At 47.7% G+C, this 19,999-nt stretch carries 19 protein-coding genes; 14 read left to right on the top strand and 5 right to left on the bottom strand.

What is annotated here, in order from left to right:
- Positions 1-139: 139 nt before the first annotated feature.
- The 7 genes from P3X63_RS21360 (at position 140) to P3X63_RS21330 (ending at position 9,506) form a co-directional block, all read left to right on the top strand.
- Positions 140-1,009, top strand: coding sequence for a fructosamine kinase family protein (locus P3X63_RS21360; protein WP_026589258.1), 870 nt, complete (start codon positions 140-142; stop codon positions 1,007-1,009).
- 380 nt (positions 1,010-1,389) lie between these two features.
- The gene (locus P3X63_RS21355) at positions 1,390-2,796 is read left to right on the top strand and encodes a cytochrome ubiquinol oxidase subunit I (protein ID WP_026589257.1); all 1,407 of its coding nucleotides are present in this window, start codon (positions 1,390-1,392) and stop codon (positions 2,794-2,796) included.
- The gene (cydB, locus tag P3X63_RS21350) at positions 2,783-3,799 is read left to right on the top strand and encodes a cytochrome d ubiquinol oxidase subunit II (protein WP_277691962.1); all 1,017 of its coding nucleotides are present in this window, start codon (positions 2,783-2,785) and stop codon (positions 3,797-3,799) included. The genes P3X63_RS21355 and cydB overlap by 14 nt, the downstream gene beginning before the upstream one ends.
- On the top strand, positions 3,799-5,523 hold the full coding sequence (cydD, locus tag P3X63_RS21345; protein ID WP_277692957.1) for a thiol reductant ABC exporter subunit CydD: 1,725 nt from the start codon (positions 3,799-3,801) through the stop codon (positions 5,521-5,523). The genes cydB and cydD overlap by 1 nt, the downstream gene beginning before the upstream one ends.
- Positions 5,520-7,286, top strand: a complete 1,767-nt coding sequence (gene cydC, locus P3X63_RS21340) for a thiol reductant ABC exporter subunit CydC (RefSeq protein ID WP_277691961.1) — start codon at positions 5,520-5,522, stop codon at positions 7,284-7,286. The genes cydD and cydC overlap by 4 nt, the downstream gene beginning before the upstream one ends.
- 109 nt (positions 7,287-7,395) lie before the next feature.
- On the top strand, positions 7,396-8,610 hold the full coding sequence (locus P3X63_RS21335; RefSeq protein WP_051290442.1) for a DUF418 domain-containing protein: 1,215 nt from the start codon (positions 7,396-7,398) through the stop codon (positions 8,608-8,610).
- A gap of 53 nt (positions 8,611-8,663) precedes the next feature.
- The gene (locus P3X63_RS21330) at positions 8,664-9,506 is read left to right on the top strand and encodes an NAD(P)H-hydrate dehydratase (RefSeq protein ID WP_277691959.1); all 843 of its coding nucleotides are present in this window, start codon (positions 8,664-8,666) and stop codon (positions 9,504-9,506) included.
- A gap of 44 nt (positions 9,507-9,550) precedes the next feature.
- On the opposite strand, the gene P3X63_RS21325 is transcribed toward P3X63_RS21330, so the two are convergent.
- The 4 genes from P3X63_RS21325 to katA all read right to left on the bottom strand — a co-directional run bounded on the left by P3X63_RS21325 (position 9,551) and on the right by katA (position 13,823).
- Positions 9,551-10,567 (bottom strand): pectate lyase family protein, encoded by a 1,017-nt coding sequence (locus P3X63_RS21325; protein ID WP_026589252.1) that lies wholly within the window; start codon positions 10,565-10,567, stop codon positions 9,551-9,553.
- Positions 10,568-10,901: 334 nt separating this feature from the next.
- The gene (gene hemH / locus P3X63_RS21320) at positions 10,902-11,852 is read right to left on the bottom strand and encodes a ferrochelatase (RefSeq protein ID WP_026589251.1); all 951 of its coding nucleotides are present in this window, start codon (positions 11,850-11,852) and stop codon (positions 10,902-10,904) included.
- An 8-nt stretch (positions 11,853-11,860) separates the two neighbouring features.
- Positions 11,861-12,274 (bottom strand): Fur family transcriptional regulator, encoded by a 414-nt coding sequence (locus tag P3X63_RS21315; RefSeq protein WP_026589250.1) that lies wholly within the window; start codon positions 12,272-12,274, stop codon positions 11,861-11,863.
- Positions 12,275-12,359: 85 nt separating this feature from the next.
- Complete coding sequence (katA, locus tag P3X63_RS21310) at positions 12,360-13,823, bottom strand: catalase KatA (protein WP_026589249.1); 1,464 nt, start codon at positions 13,821-13,823, stop codon at positions 12,360-12,362.
- Positions 13,824-14,010: 187 nt separating this feature from the next.
- Between katA and P3X63_RS21305 the strand changes: the two genes are divergently transcribed.
- Positions 14,011-15,609 carry a catalase gene (locus P3X63_RS21305; RefSeq protein ID WP_026589248.1) on the top strand — a complete coding sequence of 533 codons (1,599 nt, stop codon included), beginning with the start codon at positions 14,011-14,013 and terminating at the stop codon, positions 15,607-15,609.
- A gap of 41 nt (positions 15,610-15,650) precedes the next feature.
- Here the strand turns inward: P3X63_RS21305 and P3X63_RS21300 are convergent, their stop codons facing one another.
- Positions 15,651-16,859, bottom strand: coding sequence for an MFS transporter (locus P3X63_RS21300; RefSeq protein ID WP_026589247.1), 1,209 nt, complete (start codon positions 16,857-16,859; stop codon positions 15,651-15,653).
- Positions 16,860-17,010: 151 nt separating this feature from the next.
- Here P3X63_RS21300 and sigY point away from each other — a divergent pair, with 151 nt between their 5' ends.
- Genes sigY through P3X63_RS21270 form a run of 6 tightly spaced genes read left to right on the top strand, consistent with a single transcriptional unit; the run spans position 17,011 to position 19,949 of the window.
- Entirely contained in the window at positions 17,011-17,544 is a 534-nt protein-coding gene (gene sigY / locus P3X63_RS21295; RefSeq protein ID WP_277691953.1) for an RNA polymerase sigma factor SigY, read from the top strand.
- Positions 17,541-17,864 carry a YxlC family protein gene (locus P3X63_RS21290; protein WP_026589245.1) on the top strand — a complete coding sequence of 108 codons (324 nt, stop codon included), beginning with the start codon at positions 17,541-17,543 and terminating at the stop codon, positions 17,862-17,864. Before sigY ends, P3X63_RS21290 begins: the two co-directional genes overlap by 4 nt.
- Entirely contained in the window at positions 17,865-18,080 is a 216-nt protein-coding gene (locus P3X63_RS21285) for a hypothetical protein (protein WP_026589244.1), read from the top strand.
- The gene (locus tag P3X63_RS21280) at positions 18,080-18,289 is read left to right on the top strand and encodes a PLDc N-terminal domain-containing protein (protein WP_026589243.1); all 210 of its coding nucleotides are present in this window, start codon (positions 18,080-18,082) and stop codon (positions 18,287-18,289) included. The genes P3X63_RS21285 and P3X63_RS21280 overlap by 1 nt, the downstream gene beginning before the upstream one ends.
- Positions 18,289-19,176: an ABC transporter ATP-binding protein gene (locus P3X63_RS21275; protein WP_026589242.1), complete on the top strand. Its 888-nt coding sequence runs from the start codon at positions 18,289-18,291 to the stop codon at positions 19,174-19,176. The genes P3X63_RS21280 and P3X63_RS21275 overlap by 1 nt, the downstream gene beginning before the upstream one ends.
- Positions 19,173-19,949 (top strand): ABC transporter permease, encoded by a 777-nt coding sequence (locus tag P3X63_RS21270; protein WP_026589241.1) that lies wholly within the window; start codon positions 19,173-19,175, stop codon positions 19,947-19,949. The genes P3X63_RS21275 and P3X63_RS21270 overlap by 4 nt, the downstream gene beginning before the upstream one ends.
- The last annotated feature ends 50 nt before the right edge of the window (positions 19,950-19,999 follow it).

Genomic DNA, 19,999 nt, shown 5'->3' with positions numbered 1-19,999 from the left:
GTGAAATATTTCACAAATATAAATGACTTTTATGTGAACAACAATCTATAAAACATGTAAACATCTCAGAAACCCTTCACCTGCCGAACTCTTTTCATTTCCGCATAAGGTTTGTTATAAAGTGAGTGGGGGTGACAGTATGGATGTCAAAACAACCATTGAAAAAGCAGTCACATCAGCCGGAGTGGGCCGCTTCATCAAACAGGTGAAGGAAGCGGGAGGAGGCGACATCAACCGGGCGTTTCTCGTAGAAACAGACGAAGCTCATCTGTTTATCAAGTTAAACGAAGGAGTGCCTGCCGACTTTTTCGAAAAAGAAGCCATGGGGCTGCATGAACTTGGCAAAACAGAGGCGGTGTTGGTGCCGGAGGTTCTGGCTTATAACAGCCAGAAGGATTTGGAGCGTTTTCTCGTACTATCATATATCAAAAGCGTTCGGTCGGACAAAACGGAAGAAGAGTTGGGAAGACGGCTCGCGGCCATGCATCATGCGGAAAAACCTTATTACGGGCTGTCGTATGACAATTATATCGGCACATTCAAGCAGGAAAACGGCAAGTATGCGAGCTGGCATGATTACTATCGGGACAAAAGGCTGCTGCCGCAGATTGCGGTTGCGCAGGACAAAGGGTTTTTAAGCGGCCGGCAGGCCAAACGTCATATCCGTCTCGCTGAATCGATCGGCCGCTGGCTCCCGGATCGCCCCCGCGCATCTGTTCTGCACGGTGATCTGTGGGGAGGCAACTGGATAGCGGGGGAAGGCGGCTCTCCATATCTCATCGATCCGGCTGTTCTGTATGGCGACTGCCGGATGGATCTGGCGATGACCGCTTTATTCGGCGGTTTTACGGATCGGTTTTACCGCGCTTATGAAGAAGCTTCAGGCGAGCCGCTGGACCGGGAAATATGGCCGCTTTATCAGCTTTTTTACGTCTATTTGCATTTGAATTCGTTTGGCTGCAGCTATCTGCCCCATGCTGAGAACATAGTAGAGCGGTATATTGGGTGAAAAATGGATATAGGCAAAAGATACCGATTTTGTGACAGGTATTGGACACCCTTCAAAGGGTGTTTTTTTATTGATCGGCGTGCTTTCTCCATGGGTCATGGTAAATAAATCCTATTAGCTGTCAAAAAAAGTTTAAAGTTTAGTCAATGTTTGGACACAAAATAAACCATTTTTTAGGTAATTAGATCTTTTTTTCTATGAATAAACGGTGTAAATTACTTATATAAGAAGTCGATAGATTGATTTATAAGTCTATTGGATTAATTTTCGGCCAATCACTTCAAAGGGCGTTTAACAGCGTCACCTTTCATCAATCTATTGTGAAATGTTGAACAAACTTCATGATCTGTGATCAACTTTGGAAATGGAGGAAGCAGGGGATGAACGAATTAATCTTAGCCAGATTTCAATTTGCTTCAACAACGATTTTTCACTTTATTTTTGTGCCGATGTCGATCGGGCTTGTCTTTATGGTTGCATTGATGGAAACCCTTTATGTGACCAAGAAAAAAGACATTTACAGGACGATGGCTAAATTTTGGGGGCATTTATTTTTAATTAACTTTGCCGTCGGTGTAGTGACAGGTATTCTGCAGGAATTTCAGTTCGGAATGAACTGGTCGGAGTACTCCCGCTTTGTCGGGGATGTGTTTGGCGCTCCGCTTGCTGTGGAGGCGCTCTTGGCATTCTTTATGGAATCCACTTTTATCGGCCTGTGGATATTCGGCTGGGATCGCCTGCCGAAAAAGGTTCATTTGCTGTCGATTTGGCTTGTTTCGCTGGGCACTATGCTGTCGGCGTTTTGGATTTTGGCGGCCAATTCATTTATGCAGGAGCCTGTTGGTTTCGCGATCAAAAACGGCCGTGCGGAAATGACCGATTTCTTCGCCATCATCAAGAATCCGCAGCTTTGGGTGGAATTTCCCCATGTCATTTTCGGCGCGCTTGCAACCGGTTCATTTTTTATTGCCGGTGTGAGTGCATATAAAATGCTGAAAAAACAGGAAATGCTGTTTTTCAGAAAGTCTTTTCAAATCGCGCTGGTTGTGGCGCTGGTTTCCGGCCTCGGCGTGGCTTTCAGCGGGCATGAACAGGCACAGCATCTGATGAAAAGCCAGCCGATGAAAATGGCGGCAAGTGAAGCGCTTTGGGATGACAGCGGCGATCCGGCGGCATGGACGGTTTTGGCCAATATTGATTCGGACAAGCAGGAAAACAAATCAGAAATCAGCATTCCGTATGCGCTCAGCTACCTGGCGTACAAACAATTCAGCGGTGATGTGCCGGGAATGAAAACATTGCAAAAACAATATGAAGAGAAGTATGGCGAAGGAAACTACATTCCGCCGGTGAAAACGACGTTCTGGAGCTTCAGAATCATGGCCGGCGCCGGGATATTGATGATTTTTGCCGCTTTAACCGGTCTTTTCCTCAGCTTCCGCAAAAAACTTGAGTCAAGCAAGTGGTATTTGCGGGCGATGGTCGCACTGATCGCGTTTCCGTTCATCGCGAACACGGCGGGCTGGATCATGACTGAGATCGGACGCCAGCCGTGGACGGTCTTCGGCATTTTGACGACGGCGCAATCCGTTTCACCGAACGTATCGGCGGGAATGCTTCTGTTCTCGGTTATCGCGTTTACCGCGATTTATCTCGTGCTGGCGATCGTTCTTGTTTACTTGTTTATCCGCGAGATTAAAAAAGGGGCTGAACATCATGAGCATCATCATGATGGCTCTGTATCGACAGACCCGTTTGATCAGGAGGTTTACCATGGTATCTCTTAATGAGCTTTGGTTCATATTGGTCGCTGTGTTGTTCGTGGGATTTTTCTTTCTGGAAGGTTTTGATTTTGGCGTCGGCATGGCCACCCGGTTTCTGGGACGGAATGAGCTTGAACGGAGGGTGATGATCAATACGATCGGACCTTTCTGGGATGCGAACGAGGTCTGGCTGCTGACCGGGGGAGGCGCGATTTTCGCGGCTTTTCCGAATTGGTATGCGACCATGTTCAGCGGATACTATATACCGTTCGTCTTTGTCCTGTTGGCATTGATCGGCCGGGGCGTCGCTTTTGAATTCAGAGGAAAAGTGGAGGCGGCTAAGTGGAAGAAAACATGGGATTGGGTCGTATTTTTCGGCAGCATTCTGCCTCCGTTTTTGTTCGGCGTTTTATTCACAAGCATTCTGCGGGGCATGCCGATCGATGCTGATATGAATCTTCACGCCGGTTTTACGGATTACGTGAATCTTTATTCTGTGACAGGAGGCGTCACCGTCACCCTGCTCTGTCTGTTGCACGGACTGATCTTTATTACGCTTAGAACCGATGCCGATCTCAGAGATCGTGCAAGACGTCTCGCTCAAAAAGTCGTGTTTGCGGCGCTGGCAGCGCTTGTGGTCTTTGTTGGGATGTCGATTTTTCAAACGGATTTATTTACAGGGCGCGGACAAGTCACGATACCGCTTGCCGCCTTAATCGTCGTTTGCTATGTGCTGTCCATTGTGTTTATGAAACAAGAACGCGACGGCTGGACGTTTGCCATGACTGGAGCTGGAATCGCGCTGACGGTGGCGACGATCTTTACGGCGCTGTTCCCGCGCGTGATGATCAGCTCTATCAAAAGCGCCTACGATTTGACGGTGTATAATGCTTCATCAGGCGACTATTCATTGAAAGTCATGACGATCGTCGCGCTCGCACTGCTGCCGTTTGTGCTCGGCTATCAAGTATGGAGCTATTATGTATTCCGGAAACGGGTCAGCAGCAAGGAGCCAATGATTTATTAATGGGAAAAGAGCTTTTTCAATATAAAGGGATCAAACGGATTCTCGCACTGCTTGCCGTTTTGACATGCATTCAGGCTGCTGCTGTGATCATGCAGGCGGAATGGCTCGCACAAGCGGTGACACGCCTGTTCAATGGCGGGCGAGTGGATTCGGTTTATTCATTGGCGGCCTTCTTTTTGGCGGCGTTTCTTCTCCGCCATGCCATCACAGTCGTGAAGCAGCGGGCTGTGTATGACTACGCCGCAAAGACCGGAGCCGACATGCGGAAAAGCTTTCTTGAAAAGCTTTTTCAATCAGGGCCGCGTCTCGCGAGAACCGAAGGAACCGGCCATGTGGTGACGCTTGCGATGGAAGGGATTGCCCAGTTCCGCCGCTATTTGGAGCTGTTTCTTCCGAAAATGATCAGCATGGCTGTTATTCCGGCGGCTGTCGTCTGCTATGTCTTTTTCAAAGACAGAACATCCGCCGTAGTGCTGATTGTGGCGCTGCCGATTTTAATAGCATTTATGATTCTGCTTGGCTATGCCGCGAAAAGAAAGGCAGACCGGCAATGGAAAACATATGAAACGCTGTCCAATCATTTCACAGACTCGCTGCGCGGCTTGGAAACTTTGAAGTTTTTAGGGTTAAGCCGATCACATACAAAAAATATCTTTAAGGTGAGCGAAAGGTACCGGAAGGCGACGATGAGCACGCTTAGAATCGCCTTTCTCTCATCATTTGCCCTCGACTTTTTTACGATGCTGTCTGTCGCGACGGTAGCCGTTTTTCTTGGCCTCGGCCTTGTCGAAGGACATATCGCGCTCGGTCCGGCTCTCGCGATCTTGATGCTTGCTCCCGAATTTTTTCTCCCGGTCCGGGAAGTCGGCAATGACTACCACGCCACATTAAACGGCCAGGAAGCCGGAAAAGCGATAAAAGCGATTCTTAACGCTCCTTCATTTAAAGAAGAGGAACCGCTTCAGCTTGATGAATGGTCAGCTGAGAGTCAAATCAGGCTTAGAGGTGTCTCTGTACAGCACGGTGAAGAGGGAGAGAGTTCATTAACCGATATTTCCCTTTCTTTTAAAGGAAAGAAAAAAATCGGAATCATTGGTGCAAGCGGTGCGGGGAAGTCTACACTCATCGATGTGCTGGGCGGTTTTTTGGAAACAAAAAACGGCGCTATCGAAATCGGAGGTGCAAAACGGTCGCATCTTCAGGCGGAAAGCTGGCAGCGGCAGCTGCTTTATATTCCGCAGCATCCGTTTATTTTTCCGGATACACTTGGCGCTAACATCAGCTTTTATCATCCAGGCGCTTCAGACGAAGAAGTCGAACAGGCGGCAAAGGCTGCGGGACTTTCACAGCTGATTGCGCAGCTTCCTTCAGGACTCGGGGAACAAATCGGCGAAGGCGGAAGGGCATTGAGCGGTGGGCAAGCCCAGCGGATCGCCATCGCCCGGGCCTTTCTCGGAAATCGTCCGGTTCTCTTGCTGGATGAACCGACCGCACACTTGGATGTCGAAACAGAATATGACATGAAGCAAACGATGCTGAAGCTGTTTGAGGATAAGCTCGTCTTGCTGGCGACCCACCGGCTGCACTGGATGCTTGATATGGATGAAATCATCGTGCTGCAGGATGGGAAAGTGGCTGAAACCGGAACACATCAAGAACTGATCGAAAAGCGCGGGGTTTACTACGATCTCGTGCAGGCGCAGTCTTTTGGGGGTGTATCATGAAAAAGGAAGACCGGTGGGTGCTGCCGTATGTGAAAAAGAATATGAAGCTTTTAATCATTGTGGTCTTGCTGGGCGGACTAACGGTGTCCTCTGCCGCATCCCTTATGTTTACGTCCGGTTATTTGATTTCCAAAGCGGCGACTCGTCCGGAAAATGTGTTGATGATTTACGTGCCGATCGTAGCCGTCCGCACCTTTGGGATTTTACGCTCTGTTTCCCGGTATGTAGAGCGGCTGACGGGCCACCATATCATATTGAAAATTCTATCGGACATGCGTGTTCGCCTGTACCGGATGCTTGAACCTCAGGCGCTGAAATTGCGTTCGCGTTTTCGTACAGGCGATATGCTCGGAATTTTGGCTGATGATATCGAGCATTTGCAGGATATGTATTTGAAGACGGTTTTTCCGGGCATTTCCGCCTTGCTTTTGTATACCATCTTCATCGTCGCTCTCGGAAGTTTTTCATGGCCGTTTGCCGGACTCATCGCGATCTATGCGGCAGTATTCGTTTTTCTTGTTCCGCTCGTTTCCCTGCTTGTCACAAGGGCGAAAAACATCGAGCTGAAAAAAGGCCGCAGCCGGCTTTACCGCCGCTTGACCGATGGCGTCATGGGTGTGAGCGACTGGGTTTTCAGCGGTCGGCAAAGCGACTTTATCGATGCATATGAAGAAGAGGAGCACAGGTGGTTGGAGATCGAGAGAAAACGCCAGCGTTTTTCGCGCTGGAGGGACTTTGCCGTCCAGTGTCTTGCAGCCGGACTCGTGCTGCTGATGCTGATGTGGGCAGGCGGTCTAAGTGCGGAAGGCGGATTGCCCCATACGTTCATTGCCGCGTTTGTCCTTGTGGTGTTTCCTCTGACAGAAGCATTCTTTCCGCTTTCTGATGCGGCGGGGGCGATCCCGGCGTACGAGGATTCGCTGCGGCGCATGGAGCAGCTCAGGCCCGCACAAGCGGAAGCGGATGCCGTTTCGCCTGAAACTGCCGAGGCAGTCGGTTTAGACGATGTCACCCTCCGCTTTGACAATGTTTCATTTTCATATGAATCCGGCCATCCGGTGTTGCGCGGTGTTTCTTTTACCGTAAAGCAAGGGGAGAAAATCGCGCTCCTCGGACCGAGCGGTGCGGGTAAATCAACGATTTTGACCATGATCGAGGGGGCGCTTTCTCCAGACGCAGGACGAGTCGCTTTTAACGGAATTGAAGCCGTTGCCCTGCAAGATGACATTTCCCGGATTGTCGGCGTTTTAAATCAAAAGCCGTATCTGTTTGATACGACGATTTTAAATAATATCCGTCTCGGCAATCCTGAAGCGAGCGATGAAGAAGTGTACTGGGCGGCGCGGCAGGTCAAGCTTCATGATCTGATTGAATCGCTTCCTGACGGTTATCATACATCAGTGCAGGAGGCGGGGAGCCGCTTTTCCGGAGGAGAGCGGCAGCGGATCGCACTGGCGCGCATTCTATTGCAGGGTGCACCTGTTATCGTTTTGGATGAACCGACCGTCGGGCTTGATCCAATAACGGAAAAAGAGCTGCTTTTGACGATGTTTGAAGCGCTTGACGGAAAGACCGTTCTTTGGATCACCCACCATTTGGCGGGAGCTGAAGCGGCCGATCGGATTCTTTTTCTCGAAAACGGAAGAATTGAAATGGAAGGAAGACATCAAGATTTACTGCAAGAAAACAAGCGCTATCAGCGGCTATATCAGCTGGATGCGCCGGCGTTGCGGCATGAGGATCGAAAGGGCAGCTTCATTTGAAGCTGCTTTTTCTTTAGCAGTTTTTAGCCATTTTTAAGGAGCAGATTAACTGGGGTTAAGCGGCCATTGATATAATCAATTCATATGACAGGTGAGGGAGAGGAAACGATTGAATATTCAACTGCGGGAAGAGCGGGTGATTTGGTTGGATCAAGCGAGGGGGATTGCGCTTTTCGGGATTCTGCTGGCAAACATGCTGTTGTTTCAATATGGGATGTGGGAGGATTTATCCTTTAAACCGTTGCCATCCTATGACCACTGGGCATATGAATGGACAAGGATTTTTGCTGTCGGCAGCTTTATGCCGCTGTTCGCTTTTTTATTCGGCTACGGTATGGTGTTAATGAAAGACAGATTGGAACAAAAGGGAATCGTGACATATCGTCGCATTTTTATACGGCGCTTTCTGATACTGGCTGCCTTTGGCGGTTTGCACGGCTATTTTCTTTGGGATGGAGACATTTTGCTCAGCTACAGCATCATCGGAATCGGCCTGTTGTTTCTGTTTATCAACCGGAAACCGAAGACCATTTTGATTTGGGCGGTCAGTCTATTCGCGTTCTATGTTCTCATCTGCTATGGAAGCGGAGGGGCGGAGCCTGATCAGGAATTAGCGGCATTTAATGAGCGCACGGCCCTGGTGATGCAAAACGGAGACTATTGGGAGATCGTGTCCTACCGGGCGAATGAGGTCGTTCCTTTATTCGGTGTTGAGGATGAGCTTCCGGAATGGATGGTCATGGTGATGATCCTATTGATCGCTCCTATTTTTACGCTGTCTCCTTTTCTGTTCGGTTTATATGCGGCGAAGAAAAAATGGCTCCATCAGCCCCGGCTTTATTTGAAGGGAATCCGCAAAGTTTTCATTGTGACACTCGCTCTCGGTATTCCTTTGAAAACACTGCCGATTGTTTGGGATAATCCGGCCGTTTATATGCTGAGTGAAGGCGTCGGACCGCTGTCGCTGACATTTTGTTACTTGACGGGAATTGTTTTGATCTCGCAGTCTAAAGGGGGACAGCGCGTTTTAAAACCTTTTGGAGCCGTTGGAAGATTATCGCTGACAAACTACCTCACACAAAGCATCGTTATGACCTTTATTTTTTACGGGTATGGTCTGGGGTTGTTCGGAAAGCTCGGCGTATTGGCCGGCATCGGTATTGCCGCTTTGTTTTTTCTTTGTCAGACGGCAGCCAGCGTTTGGTGGACCAGCCGGTTTCGCATAGGGCCGTTTGAATGGCTGTGGAGATTGGGAACATATTTGAAGCCGCCAGCTTTCATGAAGAGGAACATGACGGGCAAAGGGCATTCTGTGGCAAAATAAGAATAGGGTTCACAGTTTAAACAAACGTTTGATTTAAAAGGATGTGAAGAAGAATGGCTGAAGAAAAACCGCCGATTTGGACAAAAGAACGGGTGAAAGCAACCCTTCCGAAAAGGGGAAAGGACAGCCATAAAGGAACATTCGGAACAGGGCTGCTGCTGGCCGGAAGCGATGATATGCCGGGGGCGGCTCTGCTCGCGGGCTATGGCGCGATGAGAAGCGGCATCGGAAAGCTTGTCATCGGCACATCAGCGGGTGCGGTGCCTTTAATCGTTCCTGTTCTGCCTGAAGCCACCTATTGGCGGGACGGCTTGAAAAGGGTGGGAAATGGGGAATTGGAGATGTGCTTTCGGGCGATTGCCCTCGGCCCCGGGCTCCTTCCGTCTAAAGCAACAGAACGGGCAGTACGTATGGTATTGAAGGAAGAATGCCCGGTTGTACTTGATGCCGGTGCTTTGTCAAAACGAATGTACCCGTCTCGCGAAGCACCGACGATTTTGACGCCGCATCCAGGAGAATTTTCGAGAATCACCGGTCTGTCCATTCAAGAGGTGCAAGCAGAGCGCGTTTTTCTTACGAAAGAATGGGCGGCCAAACTCGGTGTAACGATCATTTTGAAAGGAAATGAAACGGTCATCGCTTTTCCCGATGGAGAGTGCTGGAGAAACCAGACCGGTAACAACGCATTGGCAAAAGGAGGTACGGGTGATACATTAACCGGAATGATTCTCGGCATGCTGTGCTGCCACGAAAACCCGAAAGAAGCGGTGCTGAATGCTGTCCATCTGCACGGCGCCTGTGCCGACGCTTGGACAACATCCCGCTCGCCCCATACATTGCTTGCACATGAACTGTCCCAATGGCTGCCTGAGGTATGGAAAAAGTATGAGGAATAAAAGCGGAAACGTCCGAAGAACCCGGACGTTTCCATCTGGAGGTATTAAGGATTGATTTTACCGATGCCGGCATTTTGCCTGACGATTGATTTCACATTGTCCACGCTGTCGAGTGAATAGCTGTAAGGCGGTTTATAGGATGTTGTCGATGTAGTCGGCATGCTGCCTGTCGAGTTGACAAATTTATTGTTGGACACATCCCAATAGCCAGGTTTATCACTGTACCAGGAGACAATTGGATCTTTGGCATTTTCAAAGAGGTTGTTTTCGATTTTGAGACGGGCGCCCATTCTTGAGTTGATGCCGCTGTCGATAATGTTGCTGTAGTAGTTGTTGTAAAGATGGCCTTCACCGAATCGGAATGCTGGAACGCGGGAATTCAAGTTTGCAAACCAGTTATGGTGAAATGTGATCGTCCGGTTGTAATTATCGCTGTCTGAGCTGCCCATCAGCATGGATTTCCACGCATCATGCACATAGTTCCAAGAGAACGTAATGTATTTTGCATCTTTTTTGACATCAAACAATCCGTCATAATAATCTTTGTCAACATTCAAGCTGTGATACAGTTCATTATGATCGACCCAAATATTGTTGGAAGGCCCTTCAATGCTGATCGCGTCTTTATCGCCTGATGCGACTTCATGGATTTTTAAGTTGCGGATGATGATGTTTTCGGCGCGCCACACTTTAATGCCGATCCCTTTTAATTCACCTTTTGTTCCGGAGCCGACAATCGATACGTCTGATACATCTTTGATGTCAATTTTTGATGCCGATGTATTGGAGGTTGTGATTGTGCCGTTGACATAAATTTTTAAGGGCGTGTTTGAACTTTTATTCTTTAGTGCCGCGAGCAACTGATCTCCCGTCGTGACGGTCACTGTCTGGCCGCCTTCTCCGCCGGTTGTTCCGCCGTTTAAAGAAGCGAAGCCCGTCAAGCTGAAATCGGCAAGCGGGCCTGCCTTGAATGAAGATGACGCTTCTGCGGAAACCGCTGTTGATAACGATCCGATAATCCCCAAAACAAAAATGAACATGATACTGATGATTTTCTTCATCGTATTCCTCCTTTTTTCTTTTTTAAAACCCTTTTAGGAAGCGCTTGCATTTATGGCGGATAGACTAGGTTGGACACGATCAACCCTCCCTTTTATTGGAATTACGGAGATCATAGCACATAAAACTGAATTATCTGAATAATCATGAAGTGAGTTGGAGTCGGCTATAAGCTGGTGATTATGACAAAAGGCATGAATCTGAGGCGAAGCGTATCAAGGTGGGGGAGTATTTGTCATATTTGATTGAAAAAAGGGGACGTTTTGCAGATGGGTGTTATGGTTACTTGTGCCGATGGTGAAGAGGCACACATTTTTATGAAGTACAACAGAGCTGCTAAACCAGCTCTGTTGTAAAATGACCGGCAGTTTTTTTTAATACGACGCGGGCAAGCACATCGATAAAACGGGGGTCGGTATTCGGCATCGGCGGACGGTAATAAGGGGCGCCGAGCTCGTCTGTAATGACTTTGCATTCATAGTCATTATCATAAAGAACCTCCAGATGGTCGGCTACAAAGCCGACTGGAGCGTAGATGAAGGATCTGTAGCCTTCCCGGTAAAGCTTTCGGGTCAGATCCTGTACATCGGGACCGAGCCAAGGGTCAGGTGTATTGCCTTCGCTTTGCCAGCCGGCAGTGACCTGGTCAAAAGGCAGCCGTTCTGCGATCTGTTTTGCGGTTTCTTTAAGCTGATCTGGATATGGATCGCCATGCTCCTTGATCTTTTCCGGCAAGCTGTGGGCTGAGCAAATCACAATGGTTTTTTGCAATTCGTCTTGAGACATCTGTTTAAGAATCCGGTTGATTTCTTCTGTCCAGTAACGGATGAAGCCCTCTTCCTGATGCCACTCATCAATGGACGCGATCCGGGGGCCGCCGATGTTTTCCGCGGCTTTTTGGGCGCGCCGGTTGTAGACTTCGGTACTAAAGGTGGAATAGTGAGGGGCTAAGACGATGGAAACGGCTTCTTCAATGTGGTCCCGCTTCATTTGCTCAACCGCATCCTCGATAAACGGAGAGATGTGTTTTAAGCCGAGATATGAGACATATTCCACTTCATTTTGCCGGGAGTTTAACACATCTTCGAGTTTTTTTGCCTGAGCCTCCGTTATTTTTGCCAAAGGAGAGATCCCGCCGATATGCTTGTAGCGGTTTTTCAGGTCGTCGATCATCTCATCGGTCGGTCTTTTTCCATGGCGGATGTGCGTATAGTAGGGAATGATATCGTCTTCTTGATAAGGAGTTCCATAAGCCATGACGAGCAGGCCGATTTTTTTTCGTTTCATATGTTTTTTCACCTCTGTTGCTCCTGGCATGCCGTACAGACGCCATAAATACCTAAATAATGCGTATTCACTTTGAAATGCGTCAACTGTGCGGCTGCGTGTTCAACCTCTTTGAGCTGTGGATATTCTAAATCTACGATTTTGCCGCATGATTTACAGATGACATGATAATGCTGTGATTCAAACAGTTCATATTTGCTTTTTCCATCTCCATAAGGCAGTTCATTTAAAATGCCGAGCTTCACAAATAATTTCAAATTGCCGTATATCGTCGGCAGGCTCATGTAAGGCAATTCGCGGTGTATATCTTCCGCTGACGGGTGGTCATTTAAAGTAATGATCGTTTTTAAAATCAGCACCCGCTGAGCTGTCACCCGCAAGCCGCGTTTCTTTAATAAAAAAACGAGCTGTTCTTCTTCCACATGTAACATCCCCTGCCATTCTGAATTAAGGACAGGCATCCGCTTGGCTGTGACGGATGCCTGCAAGTTTTAGAAAATGAAAAACTTATGCTTTAGCCTCCTGCGGGACAGATAGGTTCAGCCCTTCTGCGACGCGTGTGCCATATTCCGGATCAGCTTTATAGAAATGCTGAATCTGGCGAAGCTTAATTTCATCTTTTGTTACTTGTTTCATTGAACCTACGATATTGTTGACAAGACGGGTGCGTTCTTCTTCGCTTAAGAGGCGGTATAAATCACCCGCTTGCGTGTAGTGGTCATGATGGTCGTAAGCTACACTGTCAGCCGAACCTGATACCGGATAAGCGGTTGTTTTTTGTTCAGGCGCTTCCGCAGGTCCGCCGAAGCTGTTCGGTTCATAATAGACGGAACCGCCGCCGTTTGAGTCAAAGCGCATTTGGCCGTCGCGCTGATAGTTGCGGACTTCCGCTTTCGGGCGATTGATCGGCAGGCTGTTGTGGTTAGCGCCTACGCGGTAGCGGTGGGCATCCGCATATGCGAACAGGCGTCCCTGCAGCATTTTATCCGGAGACGGTTCAATGCCGGGCACCAATGTTCCAGGAGAGAATGTCGCCTGCTCCACTTCTGCAAAATAGTTTTCCGGATTTCGATTTAGAACCATGCGGCCGACTTCAATCAAAGGATAATCTTTTTGCGACCATACTTTGGTGACATCAAATGGATCAAAACGATACGTATCAGCGTCTTCCAAAGGCATGATCTGAACGTAAAGCCTCCAGGCCGGGAAGTCTCCTTTTTCAATCGCTTCATATAAATCCTGCGTATGATAATCGGGATTTTCGCCCGCAATCTTTGTGCCCACTTCTTCGGTCAAGTTTTTAATGCCCTGCTCTGTCTTGAAGTGGTATTTGACCCAAACCCCTTCGCCTTCGGCGTTGACCCATTTGAATGTATGGCTGCCAAAGCCGTGCATATGCCGGTAAGTGGCGGGAATGCCGCGGTCGGACATCAGGATTGTGACCTGGTGCAGGGATTCAGGGGATAATGACCAGAAATCCCAAACGGCGTCCGGGTTTTTCAAGTGTGTGACCGGATGGCGTTTTTGTGTATGAATGAAGTCAGGGAATTTGATCGCATCGCGGATAAAGAACACCGGTGTGTTGTTTCCGACAAGATCGTAGTTCCCCTCCTCTGTATAAAATTTAACAGCGAATCCGCGCGGATCGCGGACGGAATCCGCTGAACCATTTTCACCTGCGACAGTTGAAAAACGAACGAATAATGGTGTGCGCTTTCCTACGTCTGATAAAAATTTGGCTTTTGTATATGCTGAAACATCATTTGTCACTTCAAAATAACCGTGTGCACCGGCGCCTTTTGCATGAACAACCCGTTCAGGCACGCGCTCTCTGTTGAAGTGTGCGAGCTTTTCAAGCAGGTGGACGTCCTGTATTAGAGTCGGTCCCCGGGAACCAGCCGTCATTGAGTTTTGGTTGTCGCCAACCGGAGCTCCCCAGCTGGTTGTCAGGTTGTTTTGGTTTGTCGTCATTAAAGGATCACCTCGCGTTAAATTTCATTACAAAATAATGATAACACTTCTCAAGAAAAAAACAATATTTATTTATAATAATTATAAATAAAAATTTATTATCGATGATTACATAGTGTCATGATTCCGAATAACTTTCCCGAATTGGGATAAATTAAGGACGATTCCAAATAAAGGAGTGTATAAGATGGAGCACAGCTCAAATCAGCAAAAGTCCGATATGGAAACAGACGACACATTGACAAACCGCCAGGGGCATCCTGTAACAAACAATCAACATATCAGGACCGTCGGCAATAGAGGCCCTTCGACATTGGAGAACTATGATTTCTTAGAAAAGATCAGCCATTTTGACAGAGAAAGGGTTCCGGAGCGGGTCGTCCATGCGCGGGGAGCCGGTGCGCACGGATATTTTGAGGCTTACGGGACGGCAGGCGACGAACCGGTTTCAAAGTATACGAGAGCGAAGCTGTTTCAGGAAAAAGGCAAAAGAACTCCTGTATTTGTCCGTTTTTCCACGGTTACGCACGGGATGTCTTCACCGGAAACGCTGCGTGACCCGCGCGGATTTGCGGTCAAGTTTTACACTGAGGATGGCAACTGGGATCTTGTCGGCAACAACCTAAAGATCTTTTTTATCCGCGACGCCATCAAATTCCCTGACTTGATCCATGCGTTTAAGCCTGATCCTGTTACAAACCTTCAGGATGGCGAAAGAATCTTCGATTTTATCTCAAATACTCCGGAAGCGATGCATATGATCACCTTCTTGTTTTCACCATGGGGTATTCCTGCAAACTACCGGCAAATGCAGGGGTCCGGCGTGAACACATACAAGTGGGTGAACAAAGAAGGGGAAGCCGTCCTTGTGAAATACCACTGGGAGCCGAAACAAGGCATTAAAAATTTGACGCAAAATGAAGCGGAAGAGATTCAGGCGAAGAATTTCAATCATGCCACACAAGATTTGTATGAAGCGATTGAGCGCGGAGATTATCCGGAGTGGGAGCTGTTCGTGCAAATCATGAGCGATGATGATCATCCGGAGCTCGATTTTGATCCGCTGGATGACACCAAACTCTGGCCAGAGGATCAATTTCCATGGCTTCCTGTCGGCAAAATGGTGCTCAATCGAAACCCTGAAGATTATTTTACAGAAGTGGAGCAGGCTGCATTCGGGACGGGCGTGCTTGTGGACGGGCTCGATTTTTCCGATGATAAAATGCTGCAAGGGAGAACCTTTTCCTACTCAGACACGCAGCGCTACAGAGTCGGGCCCAACTATCTCCAGCTGCCGATCAATGCTCCGAAAAAAAGGGTGGCGACCAATCAGCGGGGAGGGCAGATGCAATACAAGGTCGATTTAGGCAAAAATCAAAGTCCGCACATCAACTATGAACCTTCAACCATCAACGGGCTGAAAGAAGCGAAACAGGACGGCAAGGAATACACCCCGCATGTTGAAGGAAATCTGGTCCGCGAATCGATCGACAGGCAGAATAATTTTAAACAGGCGGGAGAGACCTACAGGCAATTCGATGATCGGGAAAAAGACGAATTGATCACAAACCTGGTCAATACACTCGCTCCATGTGACAACAGAATTCAAACGAAAATGATCGATCTGTTCAAGCAATGTGATTCGGAATATGGAAGCAGGATCGAGGAAGGCTTGAAAAACGCCTCAAGTCAAAATACATCCAGCAGGGAACCGATCGGAGCGGAAGGTGCGGAAGACGCGCCGAAGCAGGCGGAGGAAAAAGGGCATAGTGAAGATCCTTATTAAAAAAGTGACCGTATGCACCCGCATACAAAGAGCAGGCATCATCACCGCCTGCTTTTTGTACGGGTAATAAACTGCCTGGAAACCAGCATCACTCCTGCCCCCCCTAATGACAAAGCGCCTGCAAACCAAAAGACCTCGCGCAGGCCGAACTGTTCGGCCACTTTGCCGGCCGCAATCGGGCCGAGAAAAAAACCGAGCGCATAAAAGGATTGATAAAAGCCCATGACAGACATCTTCAGCTTCGGGGTGCCGATCTGCACGACCTGGCTAACCAGAAGCGGAAAAATAAATCCTAATGTCAGTCCGGTCACAGCGTGTATCAGGCATACGGTGAAAAGCGTTTTTGCAAACGGCAGAAGGCCAAAAAAAACAGCCGTTATCACATAAGACACGAAGATAAGGCCATCCGCGCGCTTCGTATTGTAGAAGATGCACCATATAGATGCTCCCGCCTGAGGAATAAAAAACGCGCACATGATCCAGATCAGCTGTTCTTCATTGATTCCGATCGTCTCTGCATAGATGGGCGTGAATCCGAACACCGTCATAAACAAAACGGCGTGGGCTAAAAACGACAGAATTGCAATCGCTTTCAATCGCGGCAGTCTCCAAGTCTGTTTCACATAGTCTGACAGCCTCATCCCCTTAACCGGCTCCCGCGCCCCCTGATCTTTAATAAAAAACGAGAGAACCAGACCGATAAATGAAACGATGACCCCGATCCAAAACGGAAACATCCAGCCGAATAAATGGACGAGATATCCGCTGACAGCCATGCTGACAAACTGCGGCAAAACCGTCAAAAACTGCAGAATCCCCATCGCTTTCGCAGAACGGTCTTTTGTAAAATACTGCGCGTATAAAACGGTTGCCATCACCCACATGGCTGCGGTAATCCCTGCCATAAGCCGGGCGGTGATCACCATCAAAAACGAATCGAAAAACAAAAAGATCAAACTGCTCAAAAGGGACATGGCAAAGCCTGTGATAAACAGCTGTTTTCTCAGCGGGGCAAGGACATCCGACAGAATCCCGAACGGGAACCTTAACAAAATCTGTGTGATGCCGTAGCTTCCCAAAATAATCCCGATCGCTGAATAGGAGAAACCGATGTTCCCTAAATACAATCCAAAAACAGGGACATAAATATATGTAGCAAACCAGAAGCAAAAGACGGCTCCCCCAAAAATCACATGGTCTTTCTTTAAAATTTGACTTTCTTCATAAACAACTTTTTCCCGTAGTTCCATTCCCTTTATCTCACACCCCTTTAATCTCAAGTACACCATAAATAACGGGCCGAGAACAAGATCATTTTTTATCTTTTTACGATAGAATTGAACGGTTTGCTGGCGGAGATCGTCTTAGATACAGATACAGAAAAGGGGGTTTGGCATTTTAGTGGATCAAGCAGATGAAAAAGAACTGATTAAACAAGCAAAAAATGGGGAGGATGCCGCTTTTACAAAACTGTTTCAGCTCAATTACCCCTTTTTATATCAATATGTGCTGAAATTAACGCTTCATCCTGAGCTGACAGAGGATTTGGTTCAAGAAACAATGTTGAAAGCGTATCTCGGCCTTCAGCAATTTCAGGGAAACGCAAAATTTTCAACATGGCTGATTTCAATTGCTTCCCGGCTGTTTATCGACCATCAGCGCCGAAGAAAGAGCGAGAAGCGGAAAACGCGGGCTGCGGAAGAGGCAGCTTTGCGAAAAATGAAATGGGAATCTTCTTTGCACGGCCACGAATGGAGCGAATACTTGGAGCTGTTCGCTGCACTTGAGCCTGAGTTCAGAATGCCAATCCTATTAAGACATTACTACGGGTTTTCATACCCTGAAGTGGCAAAAATGCTGAAAATAAAAGAGGGTACTGTCAAATCCCGCGTGCATCATGGGTTAAAGAAAATTCGAAAGGAGTGGGAACGGTGAATGAGCAAGAGGAAAAAGAAATGGTAACACATTTGAAGAGGGAATTGAAAATGATTGACGATACCTTTGATCCTTCGGTTCCTCATCAATTTGAGCTGGATCAGCGTTTGGCCCAATTTAAAAAAGAGCGCAAACGGGCGCTCCAAAAGGAATTGCTTTGTTTTATCGGCGCAGCGTTGGTGATTTTATCGGTTTATTTGACGATCTTCATTCAAGTTCCAGCTGTTTTTATGATGTCGCAGGTAGTGGCGCTTGTATTGCTTCCGGCGCTCGCCGTGTTAGAAAAAAGGCGGCGGACGGCTGATGGGGAGGCTGAGTAGATGAACCTTGAAATGAATCAAGAAAAACTGCTGGTGCTCCTTTTGATCTCACCGCTGTTATTCGCACAGAGCATTTTTCTTTTTCTTGATGCGAAGAAAAAAGGCAGCAACGCGTGGTTTTGGGGAATATGGGGCCTGATTCAAACTCCGATGCCTTTATTATTCTATTATTTATTTGTTGTACGGCCGTTTCATAAGAAAAGGAGGACCCCTTAATGGCTGGAGCAGATATACCTTGGGCGTTGATCGCCCCTTTCATTGTGCTGTATTTGATTTTAATATTGTCCGCATTGGTCAGTTGCTTAAAGGAGGAAACAAATGGTCCGAAGTGGCTGTGGGTTTTGATCATCGCAGGGATCAGTTTTATCGGTCCTGTCTCTTACTTTGTCATCGGTAAAAAAACACACGGCAGGAGGCGTATTTGATGTTGTCCGTCAATCATTTAACGAAAATATATAAACAGCACAAAGCCGTCCAAAATATCAGCTTTGACCTCCGGCATCAGCAATGCACCGCACTGCTCGGACCTAACGGGGCGGGTAAAACAACGACATTGCAAATGCTGTCTGGTCTGTTGACGCCAACATCCGGGCGTATACAGTTTTTAGGCCGGGAATCGATAAACCGGTCGGAAATCGGATACCTGCCTCAGCATCCCGCTTTTTTCTCCTGGATGACGGCTCTGGAATATATGCTGTTTGCTGCAAGGCTTTCAGGGCTGAAACGACGTGAGGCATTGAAAAAGAGTCGAAACGCTTTGCGCTATGCCGGTCTGGAAAGGGATGAAGGCCGGAAAATCGGCGGTTTTTCGGGAGGAATGAAGCAAAGGCTCGGACTGGCACAAGCTCTAGTACACGAGCCAAAGCTATTGATCCTGGATGAACCTGTTGCAGCACTGGATCCGGCAGGACGGCGCGAAGTGCTCGACATGATGAAAGAGTTAAAAAAGAAGATGACGATTCTATTCTCAACTCATGTACTCCATGATGCAGAAGAGGTTTGCGATCAAATTATCATGCTGAAAGAAGGGGCTGTCAAATGGTCAGGCCCGCTTCACCAATTAAAGTATCAGCATCACACACCGTCCTGCATTTTGGCCGCTGAAGAAAGCCTTGAAGGATGGCTGGAACATTTGCCTTACGTCAGCAAGGTTGCATATGAAAAGCCTTCAAAGGCTGAAATTTTTTTAACCGAGCAATCCGATCACCGTCGCTTACTGGCAGAATGCTTGAATCGACATGTATCCATTCTTCGTTTTGAACAAAAAACACAGTCTTTGGAAGATATTTATATGAAGGTGATGGGGCTATGAATTCATTTTATATTTTATTCCAAAAAGAATGGAAGGAAAGTTGGAAGGGCGGAAAGATGCTTTGGATGCCTGCCGTTCTGATCCTTCTTGGCTTGATTCAGCCGATCAGCCTGTATTATATGCCCGAGATCATCGACATGGCCGGGAATCTTCCGAAGGGGGCTGTCATCGACATACCAAGGCCGAGTGGGGGGGAGGTTATGGCAAGCACCTTGTCCCAGTTTGGAACGGTTGGTACTGCGATTTTCGTTTTCAGTGTGATGGGCAGCATTGTCAATGAACGGAACGAGGGCTCCCTTTCATTAGTGATGACGAGGCCTGTCAGTCCGTTGTATTATATTGGCAGCAAATGGCTTCAACAGGGGTTGCTCGCATTGGCTTCATTTGCTGTGAGCTACGGTCTAGCCTTTTATTATACAAATCTTCTATTCAGTAAAGTTGAGATTGAACGTTTTCTATTCAGTTTATTCGTATACAGTATATGGATTCTATTTGTGATGACGATGACAATGTTTTTCAGCGCTTTGTTCCGTCGTGTCGGAGGGATTGCCGGTGCGAGCATCAGTGTGACGGCGGCACTTTCATTGGCGGGTTCGCTGTTTCCCCGCTTTACTAAATGGACGCCGGATAAAGCGCAAAACCAAGCCAGTTATTTTATCCTCCACGGTTCATGGGATGATGCTTTTTACTGGATGGTCTTTTCATCGTCAGCTATTGTGCTTCTTTTGTTTATGTCAACCGTATTTGTTTTTAAAAGATATGAAGCTTACTAATCTGCCGGGCTAGCCCGGTTTTTTTTATTGTCAGGATCATGAAAGTAGGT

It is taken from the genome of Bacillus sp. HSf4, assembly GCF_029537375.1.
GTDB lineage: Bacteria > Bacillota > Bacilli > Bacillales > Bacillaceae > Bacillus > Bacillus sonorensis_A.
Note: the sequence above shows the minus strand (reverse complement) of the source record. Positions and strands in the feature narration are given on the sequence as shown.

Excerpts from the sequence above, each read along its gene's own strand:
- P3X63_RS21360 (WP_026589258.1), top strand. The coding sequence starts at position 140 with ATGGATGTCAAAACAACCATTGAAAAAGCAGTCACATCAGCCGGAGTG.
- P3X63_RS21355 (WP_026589257.1), top strand. The coding sequence starts at position 1,390 with ATGAACGAATTAATCTTAGCCAGATTTCAATTTGCTTCAACAACGATT.
- cydB (WP_277691962.1), top strand. The coding sequence starts at position 2,783 with ATGGTATCTCTTAATGAGCTTTGGTTCATATTGGTCGCTGTGTTGTTC.
- cydD (WP_277692957.1), top strand. The coding sequence starts at position 3,799 with ATGGGAAAAGAGCTTTTTCAATATAAAGGGATCAAACGGATTCTCGCA.
- cydC (WP_277691961.1), top strand. The coding sequence starts at position 5,520 with ATGAAAAAGGAAGACCGGTGGGTGCTGCCGTATGTGAAAAAGAATATG.
- P3X63_RS21330 (WP_277691959.1), top strand. The coding sequence starts at position 8,664 with ATGGCTGAAGAAAAACCGCCGATTTGGACAAAAGAACGGGTGAAAGCA.
- P3X63_RS21325 (WP_026589252.1), bottom strand. The coding sequence starts at position 10,567 with ATGAAGAAAATCATCAGTATCATGTTCATTTTTGTTTTGGGGATTATC.
- hemH (WP_026589251.1), bottom strand. The coding sequence starts at position 11,852 with ATGAAACGAAAAAAAATCGGCCTGCTCGTCATGGCTTATGGAACTCCT.
- katA (WP_026589249.1), bottom strand. The coding sequence starts at position 13,823 with ATGACGACAAACCAAAACAACCTGACAACCAGCTGGGGAGCTCCGGTT.
- P3X63_RS21305 (WP_026589248.1), top strand. The coding sequence starts at position 14,011 with ATGGAGCACAGCTCAAATCAGCAAAAGTCCGATATGGAAACAGACGAC.
- P3X63_RS21300 (WP_026589247.1), bottom strand. The coding sequence starts at position 16,859 with ATGGAACTACGGGAAAAAGTTGTTTATGAAGAAAGTCAAATTTTAAAG.
- P3X63_RS21285 (WP_026589244.1), top strand. The coding sequence starts at position 17,865 with ATGAACCTTGAAATGAATCAAGAAAAACTGCTGGTGCTCCTTTTGATC.
- P3X63_RS21280 (WP_026589243.1), top strand. The coding sequence starts at position 18,080 with ATGGCTGGAGCAGATATACCTTGGGCGTTGATCGCCCCTTTCATTGTG.
- P3X63_RS21275 (WP_026589242.1), top strand. The coding sequence starts at position 18,289 with ATGTTGTCCGTCAATCATTTAACGAAAATATATAAACAGCACAAAGCC.
- P3X63_RS21270 (WP_026589241.1), top strand. The coding sequence starts at position 19,173 with ATGAATTCATTTTATATTTTATTCCAAAAAGAATGGAAGGAAAGTTGG.